This is a genomic window from Aquibacillus salsiterrae (assembly GCF_028416595.1).
Classification (GTDB): Bacteria; Bacillota; Bacilli; order Bacillales; family Amphibacillaceae; genus Aquibacillus_A; species Aquibacillus_A salsiterrae.
On record NZ_JAMQKC010000004.1, the window covers coordinates 230,684 to 251,905 of the forward strand.

The following is a 21,222-nucleotide window of genomic DNA, read 5'->3' on the forward strand; positions in this document are numbered from 1 at the left end:
TTACCAAACGAAAGAGAGTCTGCCCAATCAGACTCTCTTTTAGACGTTTATGCCTCATGACCGAAAACTGACATAGCCAAAATCTCTGCTACATCCATCGTACTGATCGTTTGGTCGACTTGCTTTGCTTTCGTGCCGTCACTAAGCATGGTTAGGCAAAATGGACAAGCAGATGAGATCATCGTAGGATTAACCTTTATCGCTTGCTCGGTCCGCTCGACATTAACCCGTGTTCCTGTTGTTTCTTCCGTCCACATCATGCCACCACCAGCACCACAACACATCGCATTTTCCCTACTTCGTTTCATTTCCACGAGTTCGAGCCCTGGGATACTAGTTAAAATAGCGCGCGGTGGGTCGTAAACATCATTGTAACGACCAAGATAACAGGAGTCATGATAGGTGAGCGTTTGGTTTATCGGCACAGTCGGCTTCAACCTACCTTCGTTTACGAGATCATACAAGATTTCGGTATGATGATATACTTCTGCCTTGAAGCCAAAGTCAGGGTATTCATTTTTAAAAATATTGTATGCGTGCGGATCAATCGTAACAATTTTGGTTACACCGTGTTTCTCAAACTCTTTAATATTTTTTCCAAGCAGCTCTTGGAACAAAAATTCATTGCCGAGCCGGCGAGCTGTGTCACCAGAATTATTTTCCTTATTGCCCAGAATCGCAAAGGAAACGCCAGCCTCATTCATTAGCTTTGCAAACGCCATGGCTATTTTCTGACTACGATTATCATAAGCACCCATCGAGCTTACCCAAAATAAGTACTCGAATGATTGCTCTCTTTTTTTCAACTCCTTCACCGTTGGAATAGGAACACTTGGGTCTAACTCGCGCCAATTTTCCTTGTCACGCTTCGATAGTCCAAACGGATTTCCTTGACGTTCGATATTCATCATTGCTCGCTGTGCATCTTGGTCCATTCTCCCTTCAGTCAACACTAAATAGCGGCGCAAATCAATAATTTTGTCAACGTGCTCATTCATTACCGGGCATTGATCTTCACAATTTCGACAAGTTGTACATGCCCATATTTCTTCTTCGGTGATGACATCGCCAATTAAGCTTGATGAATAGGTAGTTGCTGTTGCAGCAGCCTCTTGCTGTACACCACTAGATATGCTTGTCATTTCCGCTAATTGATTTCCTTTGGTATGGGCAAAAGCTTGCTTTGGTACCCAAGGCGATTTGCCGGTAACAGCTGCCCCTGTTAATGTAAGATGATCACGCATTTTTACAATAAGGTCCATTGGTGACAAAATCTTTCCTGTTGTTGATGCCGGACAGACACTCGTGCAGCGGCCACACTCGACACATGCGTAAAAATCAAGCATTTGTTTCTGGTTAAAATCTTCTATTTTTCCTACACCAAATGAAATATCTGCATCGTCTTCATCGACGTCAAAATTTATCTTTGCTAATTTTCCTGGTGCCGTTTGACGGTTTAAAAATACGTTGGCTGGGGCAGCAAGTAAATGGGCATGCTTTGACTGAGGAACATAAACGAGAAAGGTTAACAGTGTGAGTAAATGGAGCCACCAAGCAACGAAAAATAAACTAGCAGCAGCAACTTTAGGTAAAGGCGAGAAAGCGCTTGCAATTATTGAAGCAATTGGCTCTGACCATGCCAGTTCATTGCCACGCCAAATGATTTCCATTGCATTACCGAATAGGACAGATACCATTAATGTAGCAATAAAAATAAGGACTAAACCTGCTTTAAATCCACGTTTTAATCGTGGCAGCTTTTCGATATAGCGCCGGTAAAACGCCCATATAACAGCAACGATGATCATGGCTGTGACGATTTCTTGAAAAAAAGTGAAGCCTGGATAAAGAATGCCAAGAGGTAAATGGGAGCCTGGCACCAATCCTTTTACAATAAAATCAATAGCTCCGAATTGAACGAGGATAAATCCATAAAACATCATTACGTGAATTGCACCAGATTTCTTATCTTTCAGCAATTTCTTTTGTCCGAAAACATTGATGAGTACCTTCTTAACCCCTTGTTTCACCTGGTGATCATATTCCACTTTCTTGCCAAGTCGGATGTAAGCGAGTCTTGTTTTAACGACTTGAAGAAATAAATACACACCGTAGCTCGTCACAACAATAAATAATAACCAGTTCATGATTAACCATGGATTCATTCTTCTCCTCCTTTTATTAACATGTTAACTACTGTCTTTTAGCTTTTCTTCTAGCTTATTAGCTGCTGATCTTAAGTATACTTTAATTTATGAATGAACATTCAGTCAATATTTTTTTATTCATGTTTTTGCTGACAAAGGGAAACGTAATGCTATTAAAGTAGGAAAGGAGCATTTTTTTGGTACTGATATCACTTGCGATTGTTGCATTGTTTATAGTTCTCTTAGTTATCGATTTCGAGTTAGGGAAACGTGTGTATCAAAATAATCCTCCACCATTTAATTTTAAACGTACACAAGGGGAGTATCAGCTCTTTAAAACTGGAGACGAATTATTTAAAGTTATGTTTGACGACATGAAGCGAGCAAAATCAAGCATCGACATCATGTTTTTCATCGTACGTAATGACGATATATCGAAAAAAATGTATGACATACTTAAACAGAAAGCACAAACAGGGGTAAAGGTGCGCTTGATGGTCGATTTTATTGGAAGTTATTCCTTGAAACGTTCCATTATTGAAGATTTACAGGATCACGGCGTTCAGTTTTTGCGCAGTAATCGTCCGCGTTTTCCATACTTTTTTTATCACCTTAACAGGCGGAATCATCGAAAGGTTGCGATTATTGACAATCGAACCGGTTATGTTGGTGGGTATAATTTAGGCAAAGAGTACCTTGGTGAAGATCCCAAACTTGGACCGTGGCGTGACTATCACTTAAAACTAACTGGTGATATCGTCTTAAATCTAATTGAGGTATTCAACTATGACTGGGAATGTGCGAAAACAGGAAAGAAAGTGACACCAGCCAATAATGGAGAAAACTGGCCGGCAGCAAGAAATGGCTCGATGGAATTAGTCGTTACAGACGGTGGGCAGCTCGAGGATACTTTTGTTGATTGGATTCACGATGCACAGTCTGAAATATTAATTGGAACACCTTATTTTATTCCGAGTAAGCGCATGTTTGCTGCATTAGTAAAGGCGCTCGAGCGAGGCATTACTGTAACGATTATGATTCCGAAAAAAGCTGACCATCCATTAGTTCGCCCCGCAGCTTTTCCTTTTTTAAAAGCATTGTACCAACAAGGGGCAAGCATCCATTTGTATGACCTCGGATTTTATCATGCCAAGGTGATGATTATCGATCAGAAGCTATGTGACATTGGAACGGCTAATTTTGATCGTCGAAGTGTTTTTTTGAATAAAGAAATAAATCCAATCATTGTTAACGACGATACGTTCATACAATCGGTTCGCTCTGCGTATTTTGATGATATTGAAAAAAGTGATATTTTCACACCACAATGGATGAAAGACCAAGCATTGCACACGAAAATTTCAGGTGTCATTGCAAGGTTATTTCGACCACTATTATAGGAGGTTTACCTAGTGAAAGAAGTAATACTCGCACTACTGACAGGTGTAGTAGTCGGTTTTCTATTCGCGATGTTTAAACTGCCAATCCCGGCACCCCCGGCCCTAGCCGGGGTAACGGGGATTGTAGGTGTATATCTTGGATTTAAAGCCTTCCAAGCGGTTGCGCCATTTTTGCAACGGATTTTTTAGATGCTATCTGTTAATTCTTTGTTGGAACAGGAAAGTTGTCAGAACGCTTGTCTGTTCTGACTTTCCCTGTTCGAAAAGAATGTTACCTGAATGTTGCGGTTATTAATTATGAAACGATTCTAAATATTACTCACACGTAGTCATTGTCCATGTCCCAATATCCTGAAACCCGAGTCTTTTATAGATTGCCCCAGCGGCTGGGTTGTCGTAAAACAAGCAGAGTTCCTTTCCTTCCTGCAGGACATCTCGACAAAGCGTTGTCAGACATTTGGTTGCATATCCTTTTTGCTTAAATCCATCACGCGTTGCAACTGCGACAATCATCGCAGACTTACTATTTTCTGCAGCCGTCGATGCGGTCGAAACCATCTGTCCATCTTCTTCGATGTAAACTCCTCGTGATACACCTTTCTTTAGGCTCCGCTTCTTACTCTCTGGGTTAAACATACTATTGCTAAATTCTGCAACAGTCGATAACAATTCACCAAGTCTTTCAACATCGTCTAGATTGATTTGTTTCACCTGATTGGCATCAACAGCAGGTAACTGGTTGGTGGACGTGCATTTTGCATAATAGAATGCTCGCTTGGACGTAATGTTACGGTCTATCCTTCCGTCAAATTGATCGGTAATTTTTTTCAAACCAGACAGTGCCCGGAAATCTGGATCGTTATTGATAATTTCAGCGAAGCCTTCCACATCAAAGGGACCGGGAGCATACGGAATATAATTTTGCTCATACTTTAAAAGAACTGCCGTTAATTGGCCAGCATCATTAAATTCTCCCCACAATTTCTGAAAGTCTTGTTCATACCCAAAAGCCTCGATATCACCGATGATAAATAGATTCTCAGCAGGTTCTTTACCTAATAATTGTTGGCACTGGCTATCATCTTGTTTTGTTAATGGTCGAATCATATAATTCCCTCACTACTAATTTTTCAAGAATGATAACAGAAGCAGTAAAGTTAGTAAAGAACTATTTTTTGATTTATTTCACTTGCGTCCACTTATTAGATATAGGAAAATAGTAGTGTAGTTACTTAGTCTATAAAAAGGGATGAAAGACATGGGCCTCCATTCATTAAGCGATGAAAAGTTAGTTAATTGTTACTATGAAGCATTAAATCTAGATTTAGAACCTGACTTCATTGATTTAATTTTAGAAGAAATTGATCACAGGGGCTTACTGCCAGAGGAGTTAGGCAAAGTAGACTAAAGTCTATTAAGCTTTTAACTATTTTTTTCAAGCCATTCAACTAAGTTGATTCATTTATCTTTTTTTCAAGCCATTCAACTAAGTTGATTCATTTATCTTTTTTTCAAGCCATTCAACTAAGTTGATTCATTTATCTTTTTTTCAATCCATTCAACTAAGTTGATTCATTTATCCTTTTTTCAAGCCATTCAACAAAGTTCAATTCTTTTTCAGTTAATTCTCGTTCTAGCTTTTCCTCGATCTCTTGTTTGAAATTGGACAACAACTCGTTATACTCATCACTCACGATAACCACCCCAGTTCCATTCAATCTTAACTATATATACCACCCTCATTAAAATATAAACATTCAAATAAGAAAAGCGCTCGGAGCCTGAGCTAGACAAATAGAAAAGCACTCCAGAAATCTGGAATGCTTTTTCTACGTTCATTAAGTGGTGAAGCCGGTAATGAATTATCGTTTACATACTTTCAGGTGCACTAACACCAATTAGACGCATACCGTTAGCAAGTGTCAGTTTGACAGCTTCCATTAATGCAAGTCTTGCCTTTGTTCGTTCAGGATGATCCTGGTCTAAAACTTTTTCAGCGTTATAGAAGCTATGAAGATTGGATGCCAAATCAAAGATATATTGGGTTACCCGATGCGGCGTTCTGCTAGTAGCAGCATCAGCAACGACTTGCGTGAATTCACCTAAACGCTTTAACAAATCCTCTTCTTTTTCACTTGTTAATAAGGAACCATCAAATTCTTTACTTACACGGAAGCCTTTGTCCACCGCTTGGCTTAGCATCGTACAAATACGAGCATGGGCATATTGCACATAATAGACTGGATTGTCGTTTGACTGGGAACGAGCAAGGTCCATGTCAAAGTCTAAGTGTGAGTCGCCGGAGCGCATCGAGAAAAAGTAACGCATCGCATCAATGCCAACTTCTTCCATTAACTCTCTTAATGTCACAGCTTTTCCTGTACGCTTACTCATCTTCACCTTTTCCCCGTCCTGGAAAAGATTCACCATTTGGATAATTTCAACCTCCAGTGTATCTGCTTCATATCCAAGGCCTTGAATCGCTGCACGCATTCGCGGAATATACCCATGATGGTCTGCGCCCCAAATATTAATAAGTGTTTGAAAACCTCGGTCCAACTTATTTTTGTGATAGGCAATATCTGGTGTTAAATACGTATAACTTCCATCTTGTTTAATCAAAACACGGTCTTTATCATCACCAAAATCAGTAGAACGGAACCATGTTGCACCATCCTGTTCGTAAATGTAACCTTTGTCTTTTAGTTGATCTAATGCGGGCTGAATTTTAGCCTCTTCATAAAGCGATGTTTCTTTGAACCAGTTATCAAAGTGGACACGAAACTGAGCCAAATCCTGTTCGATTTTACCGAGCTCGTATTTTAAGCCGTACTCACGGAAAAACGCAAGCCTTTCCTCTTCCGCTTTATCAGCCCATTCACTTTTGTATTGTTCCGCTAATTTTTCACCAATACCAACAATGTCCTGGCCGTGGTAGCCATCTTCTGGCATTGACCATTCTTTACCTAATGCTTGCATATAACGCGCTTCAATCGAGATAGCCAAATTATTAATTTGATTTCCTGCATCATTAATATAATATTCACGTTCGACTTGATAGCCTGCTTTTACAAGTACATTGGATAACGAATCCCCGACAGCTGCACCTCTTGCATGGCCAAGATGAAGGTCACCAGTTGGATTAGCGGAGACAAACTCCACTTGCACCCGGCGACCGCCGCCAACATTGGAGGAACCATAGTCATCCCCTTGCGCTAATATAGTTGGAATAAGGTCTGTTAAATAACTATTGTCCATGAAAAAATTAATAAAGCCTGGTCCCGCAATCTCCACATCAGTTATCGATGCCTTGGTGCGGTCAAAGTACTTGATGATGTCTTCAGCAATCGCACGCGGTGCTTTTTTAGCCACTCTCGCTAGCTGCATCGCGATATTTGTCGCGTAATCACCATGAGCTTTATCTTTCGGTTGTTCTAAAATGATGTCCGGTAGCTCTCCTTCTGTAGCAAGGTTTGCATTTAGGACAGCTTGTTTGATTTCTGTTTTTAACGTATCCTGCATTTGTTGCATGATATTCATACGATTGCCTCCTTAAATGTAATGGTTAAACGGTGTCTACGATTTCCTTCGCCGTTTAGTTTTGTCGTATAGCTGATAAACAACTTTCCTTTTCCTTGTTCAAGTTGTTGGTATGTAATTTCGTCTGTATGTGTTTCGATGTGAATACTTCCATAGGCATGACGATAGACATTTTCCGTTCGTTCTTTTTTGCGAAAAACTTGATGCATATCGACTGCACCTGTCCGCTTGATACTTACCTTATCTGGCTTTATTGTAATCAACGCGTTAACATCTTCCTCACCATCTTGATGCTCCGTGAACTTTAGCACCGATGTATTGCCGCGGTAAATATATATTCCCTCTTCTTCTATAACCGTCTTAGCCAATTGCCCTAATTCTCTAATTTCCGTTATCATTTTTATCATTACTGGTAGTTGATTACCTTCCAAACTAACACCCCCAATGTTCGGGATACGAACCTAAGTATAATAAAACCCCACCAGAAAGTACAGTTACGAAAAGCGAAGGGCGCCTTGGTTAGACTAAGGCAGACTACGAAGTGGAGCACAATTTACTACCGTTTGGCCGCTAACAGGGATCAATCGGGCGTTATTAGCCGTCTTTGACTACCGTTTGGCCGTTAACAGGGATCAATCGGGCGTCATTAGCCGTCTTTGACTACCGTTTGACCGTTAACAGGGCTCGATCGGGCGTTATTAGCGGTCTTTGACTACCGTTTGGCCGCTAACAGGGCTCGATCGGGCGTTATTAGCGGTCTTTGACTACCGTTTGTCACTTAACAGGGCTCGATCGGGCGTTAAGAAAAGCGGAAGCGCCTTTGTTAGACTAAGGCAGGCATAAGACAAGACCTGACGTTTTTTACTTTCTTATCTTGCGATGAAAAACGCTTCCTGAGCTAATAAGGAAGCGTTTAGTAGTAGTTAACTTTCATCTTTTGAAGTTCATTAATCGGCAGTTTCACATAGAAGTAGTCACTTTGCTCTTTAATAAAGCGATGGCGGGATTCTTCTAATAGTGCCTTGTCTCCAAGTGCTTTTCCGAGATAATATTGTTGAAACGGCGAAAGCGATTCGAATTCGCTTAACAGTTGAATACACGTTTCCCTATCTCCACGCGCCAAAGCTAGATGAGCTTGTTCCGCTTTATCTGTCGTTGTAATACCATCTGTTACACCATGATATGCTGAAATAAACGGAATGGTAAAATTAGTAATGCCATTAATGGCTGGCATAAGTTCAATCCCGTTAGCAATCGTTAATGCTCGATTAATATGAATCATTGCTTGGTCATAGCTATCAAAGACATAACCGAGCGCCATTAAATTGTTAACTTCAACTTTTTTCCGTAGACTACCAGTTGTATTCAAAATCCGGTAGCCAAATTTACGGGCAATGATCATTTCATTCCGTTTCCAATGAAAAATCACTTGCACCTCATCCAGTCGAATCGAGAATAACTCCTTTAGCAACGGGTCTTCTATATAAAAAATCCTCGTAAATAATTGATCGGCATAGTGCCCGAGATTATTGTATTGTTTCAATTCGAAGTAAGCATAAATATGCATAAAATCACTTAGACATTTTAGCTCGTCTTCGTGAAACGACAACCGCTTTACTTTTTCCAAATAAGCCTTTGTCTTTGTGAAATCATAGGGTTGATTTTTCGTTCGTTTACGATCATAAATAATCTGATAAAACGCTGCCCACCGGTGATTAACCGGGTTTTTTGTCTGAAGATTTTGTTCAATTAATTCTTGGACATCCGAAAGAAACCCATAGGAATAAAGGAACTCTAATCCAATACGTTTGTTTTCATCAGTGCTTGCCGTTAAGCATAACTGTCTCATTGTCTCAATGGCTTTTTGCTGGTCGAGTGTTGCAAATGTTAGTTGATAGACTTGATGAAGCGGGAGCTCTTTGCCATTTATATAGTACGGTTCCCAATGCGAAAAACGGGATTGATTACTAGTCATTTTAGTATCCCTACCATTTCTATTAAGAGCTAAGATGGTATTTTTAATAGAATCCATTCTAACATAAAAAACCGACAATGAGTGTGTAGAAGTTTACTTTATTTTACCCATCCGAGTAAAATTTCTCGGATAAATTTACTTGCTGCGATAACTGTTTGTTCTGTTGGGTCATAAATCGGTGCAACCTCGACTAAATCTGCCCCGACAACATGGACATTTGAATTGGCAATTAGCTGGATTGCTTCTAGTAATTCTTTAGAAGAAATCCCACCAGCCTCAGCTGTTCCTGTTCCTGGGGCGTACGCTGGGTCTAATACATCAATATCAATTGTAACATAAACCTTCTTACCGCTTAACTTCGGCAATATTTCTCGGAGTGGCTTTGCAACCTCATACCTTGCCATATACATGCCACTGTCTTTCGCATAGGCAAACTCTTCCCTCATCCCTGAACGAATACCAAAGGAATAGACATTTTCAGGTCCGATTAACTGACATGCTTTTCGAACTGGTGTCGAGTGTGACAATGGTTCTCCCTCATATTCCTCGCGTAGGTCGGCATGGGCATCCATATGAATCAGTGCCATGTCGGGGTATTTCTCATACACGGCTTGAATAACTGGCCATGATACTAAATGCTCACCACCAAGGCCAAGTGGAAACTTCCCTTTTGCTAAAAGCTGTTTAAGATAATCTTGGATCGTATCAAGACTTCGCTTCGGGTTACCGAAAGGAAGCGGAATATCGCCTGCATCAAAGTAGTTTACTTCCTCTAAATGTCTATCCATGTATGGACTGTATTCTTCTAACCCAAGTGACGCTTCACGAATTCGGTTCGGACCAAACCGCGAGCCAGGTCGAAAGCTTACTGTCCAGTCCATCGGCATCCCGTAAATGACAGCTTTTGCCTCATCAAAATCAGGACGAGACATGATAAATACTTTACCAGAGTACCCTTCATCAAACCGCATCCAAACATCTCCTTTCTATCTTTCAATCAGTTGCTTGCAATCAGTTGCAGATTTACTGATTCCATGCTGAACCTTTATGTTGTCAAGTCTTTAACGAACTTCGGCAGTGCAAAGGAAGCAAAGTGGAGTTCACTCGTATAATAGTTGGTTTCCATTTCAGTAAACCGTTCGTCCTTCACTTTTAAGGGATCATGGATTTTACTCCCAAGGGTAAATGTCCATAGACCGCTCGGGTACGTTGGTATATTCGCTGTGTACAACCGCGTCACAGGAAAAATCTCTTTGACATCGTTGTAGACTTGCTTAATTAAATCAGCTTTAAACCAGGGATTATCAGTTTGTGCAACAAAGATCCCATCGTCTTTTAGCGCCTTAGAAATTCCTGCATAGAAGCCTTTGGAGAACAAATTAACCGCCGGCCCAACTGGCTCGGTTGAATCGACCATGATCACGTCATACGCCTTGTCACTTTTCGCGATATGCATAAATCCATCGTCAACTTTCACCTCAACGCGAGGGTTGTCCAATTCACCGGCAATATCTGGCAAATACTTTTTCGAGTATTCGATGACCTTTCCATCGATCTCAACTAATGTCGCCTTTTCTACTGACTTATGCTTGAGCACTTCCCGAATCACACCACCGTCGCCACCACCGACAACGAGGACATGCTTCGGATTAGGGTGGGTAAACAGCGGAACATGGGCAACCATTTCATGATAAACAAACTCATCCTTCTCCGTTGTCATCACCATACCATCAAGAACAAGCATATTGCCCCACTCTGCTGTTTCAATCATAACAAGCTGTTGAAAGTCGGTTTTTTCTGTATGATATGTTTTATTTACTTTAGCAGTAATCCCAAACTGCTCTGTTTGTTTTTCCGTAAACCATAAATCCATCTAACCAAACTCCTTTACATTGTGTTCGCTTCTGTCTCAATACTTCTATATTTACCAAAATTACCCGTTTCAAACAACGAGAAAGTTTCGATTACGAATAAAAATCCCCTTCCTATGTTTAATTCCCCATCCACTTTCCCATAATGGTAAGAAAAGCGCAAGTCGCGCCTTGCTCAGCCCTGAAAAGCGTAAGACAAGCCTCGTAATGGCGCTTTTTGCCACAAGCATGATCAATATTGTCTTGATTAGGAGTAATAACGATGTTTACAAAGACAAAAGCGATACTAGGAAAAATTGAAAATAAATATGTACGCTGGTCCATTGCAGTTATTTGCTCTTCCGGTCTGCTCGCTGCTATTTTGGTCTTAGGACTTTATTTGTATACCTTCAGTCTCGGTCCACCTTCGTTAGCTAGCAGTCAAAATACAATCTATTACAGTGCTAATGGTCAAGTTATTGGGGAAGAAAACTCTGTTGAAAATAGGTACTGGGTTCCTTTGGATGATATTAGTGATACCCTGATTGAAGCAACACTCCTGACAGAAGACCGTAATTTCTATGAGCATGATGGGTTTGATATTAAACGAATCTTCGGTGCAGCCATTAAGGATATCCGTTCGATGTCAATGGTTCAAGGTGCTAGTACCATCACGCAACAATATGCACGTAACCTTTACCTTTCCTATGAAAAAACATGGAAGCGTAAGTTAAAAGAAGCATTCTATGCGCTACGTCTAGAGATGTTTTACAGTAAGGATAAAATATTAGAAGGTTACTTGAATACAATTTATTATGGGCACGGGGCTTACGGAATCGAAGCAGCTAGTCGTTATTACTTTGACAAGTCAGCAGATGAGTTAACCCTTGCTGAGGCTAGTATGTTAACTGGGATTCCTAAAGGACCTACTTATTATTCTCCGTTACGTAATTTTGACAATGCTAAAGAAAGGCAACAACAGATTTTAACATCTTTATATAAACTAGATGTCATTTCTAAGGAACAGGCAGAAGCTGCTTTACAGACAAAGCTTGCATTTGCTGGCGATAAAGAACGGACCGTCAAGACAGTTGCCCCATATTTTCAAGATGTTGTCGTTAAAGAACTTGCGATTGTTCTAAATAAGACAATTGAAGAAATTAGGTCTGGCGGGTATCAAGTGTATACGACACTAGATATAAACAAACAGAAGGATCTAGAAGGTAGTATTAAAGCTAATTTCCCAAAAGATACCGAACTACAAGTTGGTGCAGTTGCAATGGAACCAAAGACTGGTGCGATTGTGTCTATGGTCGGTGGCAGAAATTATGAGGAAAGTCAATTCAATCGTTCGACCCAAGCAGCTCGTATGCCCGGTTCATCGTTCAAACCATTCCTGTACTATGCAGCATTGGAGAACGGTTTTACCGCAACGACAACACTGATGAGTAAGCCAACCAATTTTGAATTAGCAAACGGAACCGTTTATCAGCCAAGTAATTATAATGGGTATTACGCTGACAAACCAATCACACTCGCACAGGCGCTTGCTTTATCCGATAATATTTACGCGGTTAAAACAAACCTATTTGTCTCACCCGAAACACTAGTTAAAACAGCTAGGAAATTCGGGATTAAGAGTAAGCTTGATCCTTATGCTTCACTAGCGCTCGGAACAGCGTCTGTCACCGTCAGAGAGATGGTCACCGGTTATAGCACACTCGCTAACGGTGGAAGGAAAGTTGAGCCTTATACGATTGAAAAGGTGACTGACGCCAAGGGAAATGTGCTTTATAAACGTAAACAAAAGAAGGAAAAGCAAGTGTTAGACCCGAAGAAAGCATTCATTTTGGCCAATCTGATGACAGGGATGTTCGATGAGTCATTAAACGGCTATATGCGAGTAACAGGCGCAACGATTGCCGATCAATTGAGTAAAAATTACGCAGGCAAATCAGGAACAACGAAAACGGATAGTTGGATGGTTGGCTTTAGCCCTAGTTTAGTAACAGGCGTATGGACCGGTTATGATCAAAACATTCCAATCACGAAAGTAAAGGAACAAGGTATCGCCAAACAAGTATGGGCAAGCTACATGGAAAAAGCACATGAGGATATTCCATTCAAAGCATTTAAGGTACCTGACGGGGTTGTTGGAAGATACATTGACCCTGCTTCAGGTAAACTGGCCACACCATACTGTAAAAACCAGCGCCTCATGTATTTCGAAAAAGGAACAGAACCTACCGAGTATTGCAATTTGCATACGAAAGAAACATCTGATGAAAAAGTTGACCAACCAACTAACAACGAACCAACCAAAGTAAAAGACTCGTTCTTCAACCGTATTCTAAATTGGTTCCGCTAAGCTATTAGGGGGTGATTGATAGGCATAACAAAACCTAGCAATCCTCCCCTTTTTTAGTGACAGACAAAGAAAAAGGCCGGAATAAATTCCGACCTTTTTCTTTGTCCTAGTAACACATGTATGAAACCATGTGTAGTAATTGTACAAATTCCTAAAGCAAATCACAAGATATTTCGAAAAATTCCTTCTTTGTTCACAAATTGTTCACATTTTCGGTAGTGCAGCTTTTAACTCATCCGAAGAATTTTCCCAATAATCGGCATTGAAATCACGTAAAAAGTCACCAAGTAATCGCTTCGATGCTTCATCCATATCCTCGACAATGACTTTGCCTTTTAACGATTTATCCAATCGGTTGACATGCTCTGGCATCGACTTGTACGCGCGTTTAATCGACCGATCGACGCGAAGCTCACACCCTGTTACCCCGTGATAATACGGCCCGTTTTCATTACGGTGTACTGTTACCCACACAATCCAATAGAGCTTTCCATTTGGCACTGCATCCTTATCAGGTAAAAACTTGACCCTCCTTTCTATATCGCTCCTTGCATGCATTGCAGCCATATCAATGTAGGCCCTCTGTTCATTTGGGTCAACGATAACTGGCGAAACGTTTTCTAGACTGATTGAACCTATACCATAGCCACCATGGCCATCGGTTGAATCATCTTTCATTATTGTAAATGCATTATTTTTTTTCTTCTTATTTGAGGAATCTTCCATCGTCATTACTACGCCTCCTTATCTTCCTTACACCTTGACGAAAAAGTCTTGATGCTAGTATCCTCGCCATATATTCCCTATAATAACCATTGTAGGCAAATAAAGCAGAAACTTCAATTAGGAGGAATTGGCCATGCCATATGTGACAGTCGAAATGCTACCAGGTCGCACCGATGACCAAAAAAAGGCATTAATTGAAAAAGTAACCGATGCCGTTGTAGAAACAACCGGCGCCTCACGCGAGAAGGTAGTTGTATTCATTGAAGAAATAAACAAGCAACATTACGGAGTAGGCGGTAAACGATTGGTTGACTAACAAAGAAAAGCGTAGGCGCCTTGGTCAGGCCCGACAAGCTTAAGCAGAAAATCTATGTGTCGCTCTTTGACACAAAGATTTTTTGCCTTAAGACCTCGAGGGGCTAGGCGCTGGAGCTAGACAATAAGAAAAGCGTAGGCGCCTTGGTCAGACTAAGGCAGGCTGGCGCGCAAAAACGCATGGATTATATTTCTAATCCATGCGTTTTTAATTAAAATTTATGTTCGATTATTGCTATTGCTTCTGCTTACATTCTTCGATAAATGCCCATGCTTCTTTCATATCTTGCTCGGTATAATTTTGTTTCTTTTTTACAATCTGTACCTTTTCTTCAACCTCTTGTTTGGAGAGGTGGTCAAAATATAACATCGTTGAGACGAGTTCTAAAAAACGCGAACTTCTCTCCTTCATCACTTTAATTCGTTCATCGATTACAGGCAATTCGACAATCGAGTGCTGCAGAAACTCCTCTCCTTGTTCTGTCACCTGATAGCGGTATTGATAGTAGTTTTTCTCCTTTTCCTTCACCTCAGAGATAAAACCTAGGTTGCATAGTTCCTCGACACGAAGCGTTAACTCTTCCGAATAAGGACCATAGAAATGAAACTCATATTTTTCCTCAAACGGGACTCCACATTTTTTCAATATGTAAATCATCTTTTGCAGCTTTTTGCGCCCGACGACTTCTTCTGATGCTTTAAAAAACTTCATTATTTTTGCATGATTGGTTAACACAAAATAACATCCCCTATCTCTTGAAAACTAATCATCTCTTTATTTGTTTACAAATTCCTAACTTGATCGCAATCGCTTTTTCGTAGAATCACTACTCCTCAATAGCCATAAACTGTACTTGTAGTAACAATATGTTAAAAAATAAGCTTTGAATTAAAAAATCATTTATTCATTGTGTTAGTCAAATAAAATCGTTAGCATTTTCTTTTTCAAATCACTATCATCCGGCAAAGCCTCGACAAAATCAAGTGGAAAATATAACTTGTGGTCTGTCCGTTTTTTTCCAGAGATCGCTTCAACAATGTCTGACTGCCGCGAAAGTTCACGTAGGTCGCCACCTGGCATTAGTAAATGAATGGGTAGCCGCTCTCCCTCTTCACCGGGTCGATAAAAGTCATATGGCAAATCAGATGAAGAATCAATAACCAAATAGTACTCTGGGTCAATCCCAGCATCCGAGAACAAACGGTATAGCTCCATCCACTCTTTCATTTGTAAATTAGGGTTAAACTCAATGTACTTAAACAAGTGCCGATTACTAAATCGCTCACACAAATCACTCAAAATCGGGTCTTCCTCATCGGCCCACATTTGGAAATAGTAAAGCACGACTGGCTCATCCAGCCTTAAATAGTCACTTAACGATACTTCCCCTTCAAAAAAAGATAAAAAATGGGTCGGCTGTAAGGCAAACTGATAGTTATTATCAAATAAATATTTCGCACGATGTAAAATTTTCGATAGAATAACCTCTGCACTTCTCGTTACAGGGTGAAAATATACTTGCCAATACATTTGGTAACGACTCATAATATAGTCTTCAACAGCATGCATTCCGCTTTCTTTGACGACAACTTGGTCTTCCGTTGGTCGCATGACGCGAAGAATCCGTTCCATGTCAAAATGGCCATAGCTAACACCAGTAAAATAGGCATCACGCTGCAAGTAATCCATCCGGTCGGCGTCAATTTGACTAGAAATAAGACTAACGACTAATTTATCCTGATACGTTTTATTAATAACATCCGCTACCTTTTGCGGAAAATCGGCACTAACCCTCGCTAGAATTTGATTGATATGGGTATCCCCTAAGACAATCTCGCGGGTGAAGTCTTCATGGTCTAGTTTAAACACCTTTTCAAACGAATGGGAAAACGGTCCATGACCTAAATCATGCAACAGAGCAGCACAAAGACAAAGCAGTCGTTCCTCTTGGTTCCAATCAGGACGTCCCTCAAAATTGGCAATAATTCTTCTTACAATTTCATAAACACCGAGAGAATGATTAAATCTACTATGCTCTGCACCATGGAAGGTTACATAGGAGGTACCAAGCTGTTTAATTCTACGTAAACGTTGAAATTCTGGAGCACCGATTAAGTCCCATATCACTTGGTCCTTGACATGAACATAGCGGTGGACTGGATCTTTAAATACTTTTTCTTCGTTTAATTGCTCATCTTTATAGTGCATCGTATGATCCTTCCTGTCATGTTTTAGCAAGTATTATTCTATCAAATATATTCTTCCCCCATTATATAATAGTTTTGCAAGAGAAAAAATGGCTTTTCACAGAAAAGGTGCTTCTCTGGTATAATGAGAAGCGCCACAAAATGAAGGAGTACAGACAATGAGCGATTGGAAAAACTTTTTTAATAAATCTCACATTCGATATATTGATGATAGTGACCCAACCCAACTATCTTCTGCGATGGAATCCTTTGCATCAGACGACGCGCTTGCTATTTCGGTTGGTTCAGGACAATCTGCCCCTGCAATGCGGCTTTGGGTCCACGACAAAACAATCGTGCTCGGAATCCCTGATGCGAAGCTTCCTTACGTTGACGACGCCGTTAAGCTATTACACACCCTCGGTTATAATACAGTCGTCCGTAATTCCGGTGGCCTTGCCGTGGTGCTCGATACCGGTGTTCTTAATCTATCGTTTATCCTACCTGACGTGAAAAAGGTAGCAATTCGAACAGGGTATGAAGCGATGGTTCATTATGTCCAGGAGCTTTTCCGTGACCTGACTGACCGGATTGAAGCATTTGAGATTGTCGGTTCATACTGTCCTGGTGACTATGATTTAAGTATTGATGGGAAAAAATTTGCTGGAATCTCTCAACGCCGCGTCAAAAATGGAATTGCGGTACAAATCTATCTTTGTGTCGAAGGGGATGGCGCTTGGCGAGCAAAGGTCATTCAAGCCTTTTACGAACAGGGGTTGCGAGGTGAGGCTGGTGTGTTTAACTATCCTACAATTGAACCGAATACAATGCAATCTTTATCGCAGTTAGTTGGTGTCAAGCTGTCCGTCAACGATGTAAAAAAGCGCATTCTAGACTCATTAACAGACTATCCTATTGATACCGCTCGTTTGCACGGTCAAGAGTTGGTTGATTTTGAAAAACGCAAAATACAAATGATCGAACGAAACAAAAAAGCCCTCGGACTTATGACCCCGAAGGGCTAGGGGCTATCCAGGAGTTACTTAACTCCTGGATAGCCCTTTGCTCTTCTTAAGACTTTCCAATCACACTTTTTTCAATTCGGTAATTCTCAAGCGCCCGCCAATCAATTTCATAGCCAATCCCAGGTCGGTCCGGAATGACTACTTGTCCATTCTCAAGCGTAACTTTAGGTTCGATAATATCTTTATCAAAGTAGCGATTTGATGCAGACGTATCGCCCGGCAAGCGAAATTGCGGTAACGTCGCAAGCGCGATACTATGAGCACGACCAATTCCCGCCTCAAGCATTCCACCGCACCATACTGGCACATCGTTGCTTTTGCAGTAGTCATGGATTTTTTTTGCTTCGGTAATACCACCAACACGCGCGACTTTCATATTGATAATGCTACAACTCCCTAAAGTGAGTGCTGTCCGGACATCGGAAAACGTGTGGATGCTTTCGTCTAAACAGATCGGTGTGTCAAGCTGACTTTGCAATGTTGCATGGTCGATAAAATCATCATGGCCGAGTGGCTGTTCAATCATTTGTAGGTTAAACGCATCGAGTTCTTTTAGGCGAGGCAGGTCATGTAACCGGTAAGCTGAATTTGCATCGGCCATAATTGGGACAGTTGGAAACGCGCGTCGAACTGCTGCGAGCATCTCGACATCAAAGCCCGGCTTAATTTTTAATTTCACTCGCTTATAACCCTCTTCCACATGATAAGCAATGGTATCGAACAACTCATTCATCGATGGCTGAATGCCGATACTAACCCCAACATCAACCGCTTTTTTGGTACCACCAAGCGCTGTAGCAAGTGGTATTCCTTGTTTTTTGGCAAAAACGTCCCAAATAGCGCCTTCTAATGCTGCTTTCGCCATGTTATTTCGTCGCACTACTTCAAATTTCGCTGCGACTTGGTCTGGATGGTCTAGTGGTACGTCTAACACAAGCGGGATAAGAAACGCTTCGAGTACATGTTTATTCGTCTCGACCGTTTCCTCGGTGTACCAAGGTGTAGGAAATGAAGCCGTTTCCCCAAAGCCTCGCTCGCCACTTTCATCGACTACTTCAATTATAAAAAAATCTTTGTTACGAAAGCTTGCCAAGTTAGTCGTGAACGGCTGCTTTAATTCCATGTTTAATCGATGTAAAATTACTTGCTTAATTAAAATCATAACGTCCCTCCAATCACCCTCATTTTACCGAGCGCATTGCTAATAAGTAAATATGGCGCGTAATGTTTTTGATAGTGACATTTCACCTTGCTCTCTGGCTCCATTCACCTGCTATGACTGAAGTGAAAGAGCTCAAGGGGTGACCCCCTGAGCTCTGTTAAGCTGTCACCTTATAAAGATTGGGCAGCTGTGATTATTGCTAGATTAAACACATCGTCAGAGTTACAACCACGCGACAGATCGTTTACCGGCTTGTTTAACCCTTGTAAAATGGGACCGACCGCATCGAAGTTCCCTAAACGCTGGGCGATTTTATACCCAATGTTACCTGCCTCAAGTCCTGGGAAAACAAATATATTCGCATCCCCTTGAATAACAGAATCCGGGGCTTTCTTTTGTGCAACTGATGGTACAAAGGCCGCATCGAACTGGAATTCTCCATCGAGGACTAGGTCTGGATTTGCTTCTTTAGCAATGGCAACCGCGTTTGACACCTTTTCTGTTTCTTCAGATTGAGCAGACCCTTTTGTTGAAAAACTAAGCATCGCCACTCTAGGGTCGATATCGAACAGTTTAGCTGTTTCAGCACTAGCAAGCGCGATCTCTGCTAAGTCTTGACTGTTAGGAGCAATATTGATAGCACAATCAGCAAACACGTACTTTTCCTCGTCGCGGACCATAATAAATACACCAGAAGTCTTCTTCATTCCAGGCTTTGTTTTAATGATTTGTAATGCAGGACGTACAGTGTCTGCTGTAGAATGCGTTGCACCACTTACTAGCCCGTCTGCTTTATCCATATATACTAACATCGTCCCGAAGTAATTTTCGTCTAGTAAAAGCTTGCGCGCGTCTTCCTCAGATGTCTTGCCTTTTCGACGCTCTACAAAGCTCGTTACCATTTCATCAAACTCGCTGTAGCTTTGTGGGTCGATAATTTCTGTGTTAACGATATCAACGCCAACTTCTCGCGCTTTCTGTTGTACTTCTTCTTCTTTTCCAATTAGTACAGGTACTAAAATTCCCTCTGCACCCAATGCACTTGCAGCTGTTAAAATACGTTCATCTAAACCTTCTGGGAATACAATACGTCTAGCATTATCCTTTAATTGGTCTTTTAATTTATCAAATAAATCGCTCATGTTTTATTCCCTCCAAATCATTTCTGTACTATATGATACGACTTTTTGTGTAATAATGAAAGTGATAGATTGCACATTTTTTCACTTACATTAAAACGTCTAAGTATGATGCTTCATCAAGTTTCCGTTACCCTTGTTATGACAAGATTTCCAGTAACTAGTCATGTCTTAAAAAGTTTGTCGGAATCTTGACAATTTATAATTTGAACTATTTTACAGGTCTTGCATAATTAGCAGAAAAGTAAGGCAGGCCTAGTGTTCTCGCCATGTAGAAGGGATAAACTGCTTTATTTCATCACCTGTGATTATCTTTCCCTAAATATGTTATATTAAAAACAACCGTAAATAGGAACCGACACACAAAGGAGCGAATTTAAGATGCCAGAAGCAGTAGAAACAATGGATGGTTGGTATTGTTTACACGACCTACGCACGATAAATTGGACCGCTTGGAAACAAGCAACCGATTCAGAAAGACAAGCAGCAATATCTGAGTTTCAAGATCTAGTCGAAAAGTGGGAAGGTGTAGAAGAAGCAAGGAATGGTAGTCACTCCGTTTACTCGATTTTAGGGCATAAAGCTGATTTGTTTTTGATGATATTACGCCCAACGATGAAGGAACTTGCTGAAATTGAATTAGAATTTAACAAATCCAAATTAGCTGAATTCACGGCTCCTACATACTCCTACGTTTCCGTTGTCGAGCTGTCTAAGTATATGGCAAAGGAAGGCGAAAATCCTGAAGAAAGCCCAAGTGTTAAAGCTAGACTAAAGCCACGGTTACCAAAGTGGGAACATATGTGTTTTTACCCAATGGACAAGCGTCGCGAAGGTAACGATAACTGGTACATGCTACCGATGGACGACCGTAGAAAGTTAATGTATGAACACGGGTTGACCGGACGGAAATATGCCGGAAAAGTTCGCCAAATCATTACTGGCTCAATGGGCTTTGATGATTGGGAGTGGAGCGTTACGCTGTTTGCACATGATGTGCTTGATTTAAAAAAACTAGTCTACGAAATGCGCTTTGATGAAGTCAGTGCTCGCTACGCTGAATTCGGTGCGTTTTATGTAGGAAATGTCCTTTTGAAAGATAATATCCCTTCCTTTTTGCACGTATAAGAAATAATAGGTTAACCGTATGGATTGTGCCCCTTCCATGCGGTTTTTTTCTATTTTGTTTTCCCAAAGTGTTTCTTAAACCGAATCTTCTTCAAATTACTTTCTCGACTTTCAAGGAATATTTCTATCTAAATACCCATATTGATGCTATAACACTACCTAGCCAAACTTTTCCCAATAAATTTTATAATATTTATCATCTTTTCGATTAGGATGCATACCTATAGGTATTAGAATATGTGCGCTTATTAGCACATAGC

20 protein-coding genes are annotated in these 21,222 nt (G+C 40.8%); 7 read left to right on the plus strand and 13 right to left on the minus strand.

The genetic code is table 11. The features are described 5' to 3' along the window. Nucleotides 1-47: 47 nt before the first annotated feature. Nucleotides 48-2,165: a (Fe-S)-binding protein gene (locus NC799_RS07645; RefSeq protein WP_272445810.1), complete on the minus strand. Its 2,118-nt coding sequence runs from the start codon at nt 2,163-2,165 to the stop codon at nt 48-50. A 179-nt stretch (nt 2,166-2,344) separates the two neighbouring features. Between NC799_RS07645 and cls the strand changes: the two genes are divergently transcribed. Continuing rightward, nucleotides 2,345-3,547 carry a cardiolipin synthase gene (cls, locus tag NC799_RS07650; RefSeq protein WP_272445811.1) on the plus strand — a complete coding sequence of 401 codons (1,203 nt, stop codon included), beginning with the start codon at nt 2,345-2,347 and terminating at the stop codon, nt 3,545-3,547. 12 nt (nt 3,548-3,559) lie between these two features. Further along, a complete protein-coding gene (locus NC799_RS07655) occupies nt 3,560-3,736 on the plus strand; it encodes a XapX domain-containing protein (protein ID WP_272445813.1) in 177 nt (58 codons plus the stop codon). A 126-nt stretch (nt 3,737-3,862) separates the two neighbouring features. Here NC799_RS07655 and NC799_RS07660 read toward each other — a convergent pair whose 3' ends face one another. Then, nucleotides 3,863-4,654 (minus strand): GNAT family N-acetyltransferase, encoded by a 792-nt coding sequence (locus NC799_RS07660; RefSeq protein ID WP_272445814.1) that lies wholly within the window; start codon nt 4,652-4,654, stop codon nt 3,863-3,865. Nucleotides 4,655-4,805: 151 nt separating this feature from the next. On the opposite strand from NC799_RS07660, the gene sda reads away from it, so the two are divergent. Beyond that, complete coding sequence (gene sda / locus NC799_RS07665; protein WP_272445816.1) at nt 4,806-4,955, plus strand: sporulation histidine kinase inhibitor Sda; 150 nt, start codon at nt 4,806-4,808, stop codon at nt 4,953-4,955. Nucleotides 4,956-5,109: 154 nt separating this feature from the next. Here the strand turns inward: sda and NC799_RS07670 are convergent, their stop codons facing one another. From NC799_RS07670 to speE, 6 genes are all read right to left on the minus strand, one after another. Next, entirely contained in the window at nt 5,110-5,241 is a 132-nt protein-coding gene (locus NC799_RS07670; RefSeq protein WP_272445817.1) for a hypothetical protein, read from the minus strand. 175 nt (nt 5,242-5,416) lie between these two features. Beyond that, nucleotides 5,417-7,087, minus strand: a complete 1,671-nt coding sequence (argS, locus tag NC799_RS07675) for an arginine--tRNA ligase (protein WP_272445818.1) — start codon at nt 7,085-7,087, stop codon at nt 5,417-5,419. Next, nucleotides 7,084-7,518: a YwiB family protein gene (locus NC799_RS07680; protein WP_272445819.1), complete on the minus strand. Its 435-nt coding sequence runs from the start codon at nt 7,516-7,518 to the stop codon at nt 7,084-7,086. Before NC799_RS07680 ends, argS begins: the two co-directional genes overlap by 4 nt. Nucleotides 7,519-8,000: 482 nt before the next feature. Continuing rightward, nucleotides 8,001-9,062 carry an AimR family lysis-lysogeny pheromone receptor gene (locus NC799_RS07685; protein ID WP_272445820.1) on the minus strand — a complete coding sequence of 354 codons (1,062 nt, stop codon included), beginning with the start codon at nt 9,060-9,062 and terminating at the stop codon, nt 8,001-8,003. A 98-nt stretch (nt 9,063-9,160) separates the two neighbouring features. Then, nucleotides 9,161-10,033, minus strand: a complete 873-nt coding sequence (gene speB / locus NC799_RS07690) for an agmatinase (RefSeq protein WP_272445821.1) — start codon at nt 10,031-10,033, stop codon at nt 9,161-9,163. A 74-nt stretch (nt 10,034-10,107) separates the two neighbouring features. Continuing rightward, the gene (gene speE / locus NC799_RS07695; protein WP_272445822.1) at nt 10,108-10,935 is read right to left on the minus strand and encodes a spermidine synthase; all 828 of its coding nucleotides are present in this window, start codon (nt 10,933-10,935) and stop codon (nt 10,108-10,110) included. A 260-nt stretch (nt 10,936-11,195) separates the two neighbouring features. Between speE and NC799_RS07700 the strand changes: the two genes are divergently transcribed. After that, nucleotides 11,196-13,280: a transglycosylase domain-containing protein gene (locus tag NC799_RS07700; protein WP_272445823.1), complete on the plus strand. Its 2,085-nt coding sequence runs from the start codon at nt 11,196-11,198 to the stop codon at nt 13,278-13,280. Nucleotides 13,281-13,484: 204 nt separating this feature from the next. Here NC799_RS07700 and NC799_RS07705 read toward each other — a convergent pair whose 3' ends face one another. Further along, nucleotides 13,485-14,012 (minus strand): YwhD family protein, encoded by a 528-nt coding sequence (locus tag NC799_RS07705; RefSeq protein WP_272445824.1) that lies wholly within the window; start codon nt 14,010-14,012, stop codon nt 13,485-13,487. Nucleotides 14,013-14,139: 127 nt separating this feature from the next. On the opposite strand from NC799_RS07705, the gene NC799_RS07710 reads away from it, so the two are divergent. Further along, nucleotides 14,140-14,322: a 2-hydroxymuconate tautomerase gene (locus NC799_RS07710; RefSeq protein ID WP_272445825.1), complete on the plus strand. Its 183-nt coding sequence runs from the start codon at nt 14,140-14,142 to the stop codon at nt 14,320-14,322. Between the two features lie 234 nt (nt 14,323-14,556). Here NC799_RS07710 and NC799_RS07715 read toward each other — a convergent pair whose 3' ends face one another. Together NC799_RS07715 and NC799_RS07720 are read right to left on the minus strand one after the other, a co-directional pair. Then, nucleotides 14,557-15,057 (minus strand): YwgA family protein, encoded by a 501-nt coding sequence (locus NC799_RS07715; protein WP_272445826.1) that lies wholly within the window; start codon nt 15,055-15,057, stop codon nt 14,557-14,559. A gap of 177 nt (nt 15,058-15,234) precedes the next feature. Continuing rightward, nucleotides 15,235-16,530 carry an HD domain-containing protein gene (locus tag NC799_RS07720; protein WP_272445827.1) on the minus strand — a complete coding sequence of 432 codons (1,296 nt, stop codon included), beginning with the start codon at nt 16,528-16,530 and terminating at the stop codon, nt 15,235-15,237. Between the two features lie 157 nt (nt 16,531-16,687). Here NC799_RS07720 and NC799_RS07725 point away from each other — a divergent pair, with 157 nt between their 5' ends. Next, a complete protein-coding gene (locus NC799_RS07725) occupies nt 16,688-17,533 on the plus strand; it encodes a lipoate--protein ligase family protein (RefSeq protein ID WP_272445828.1) in 846 nt (281 codons plus the stop codon). Between the two features lie 46 nt (nt 17,534-17,579). Here NC799_RS07725 and menC read toward each other — a convergent pair whose 3' ends face one another. Together menC and pta are read right to left on the minus strand one after the other, a co-directional pair. After that, entirely contained in the window at nt 17,580-18,695 is a 1,116-nt protein-coding gene (menC, locus tag NC799_RS07730; protein ID WP_272445829.1) for an o-succinylbenzoate synthase, read from the minus strand. Nucleotides 18,696-18,865: 170 nt separating this feature from the next. Next, nucleotides 18,866-19,837 (minus strand): phosphate acetyltransferase, encoded by a 972-nt coding sequence (gene pta, locus NC799_RS07735; RefSeq protein WP_272445830.1) that lies wholly within the window; start codon nt 19,835-19,837, stop codon nt 18,866-18,868. A gap of 378 nt (nt 19,838-20,215) precedes the next feature. Here pta and hemQ point away from each other — a divergent pair, with 378 nt between their 5' ends. After that, the gene (gene hemQ, locus NC799_RS07740) at nt 20,216-20,962 is read left to right on the plus strand and encodes a hydrogen peroxide-dependent heme synthase (RefSeq protein ID WP_272445831.1); all 747 of its coding nucleotides are present in this window, start codon (nt 20,216-20,218) and stop codon (nt 20,960-20,962) included. The last annotated feature ends 260 nt before the right edge of the window (nt 20,963-21,222 follow it).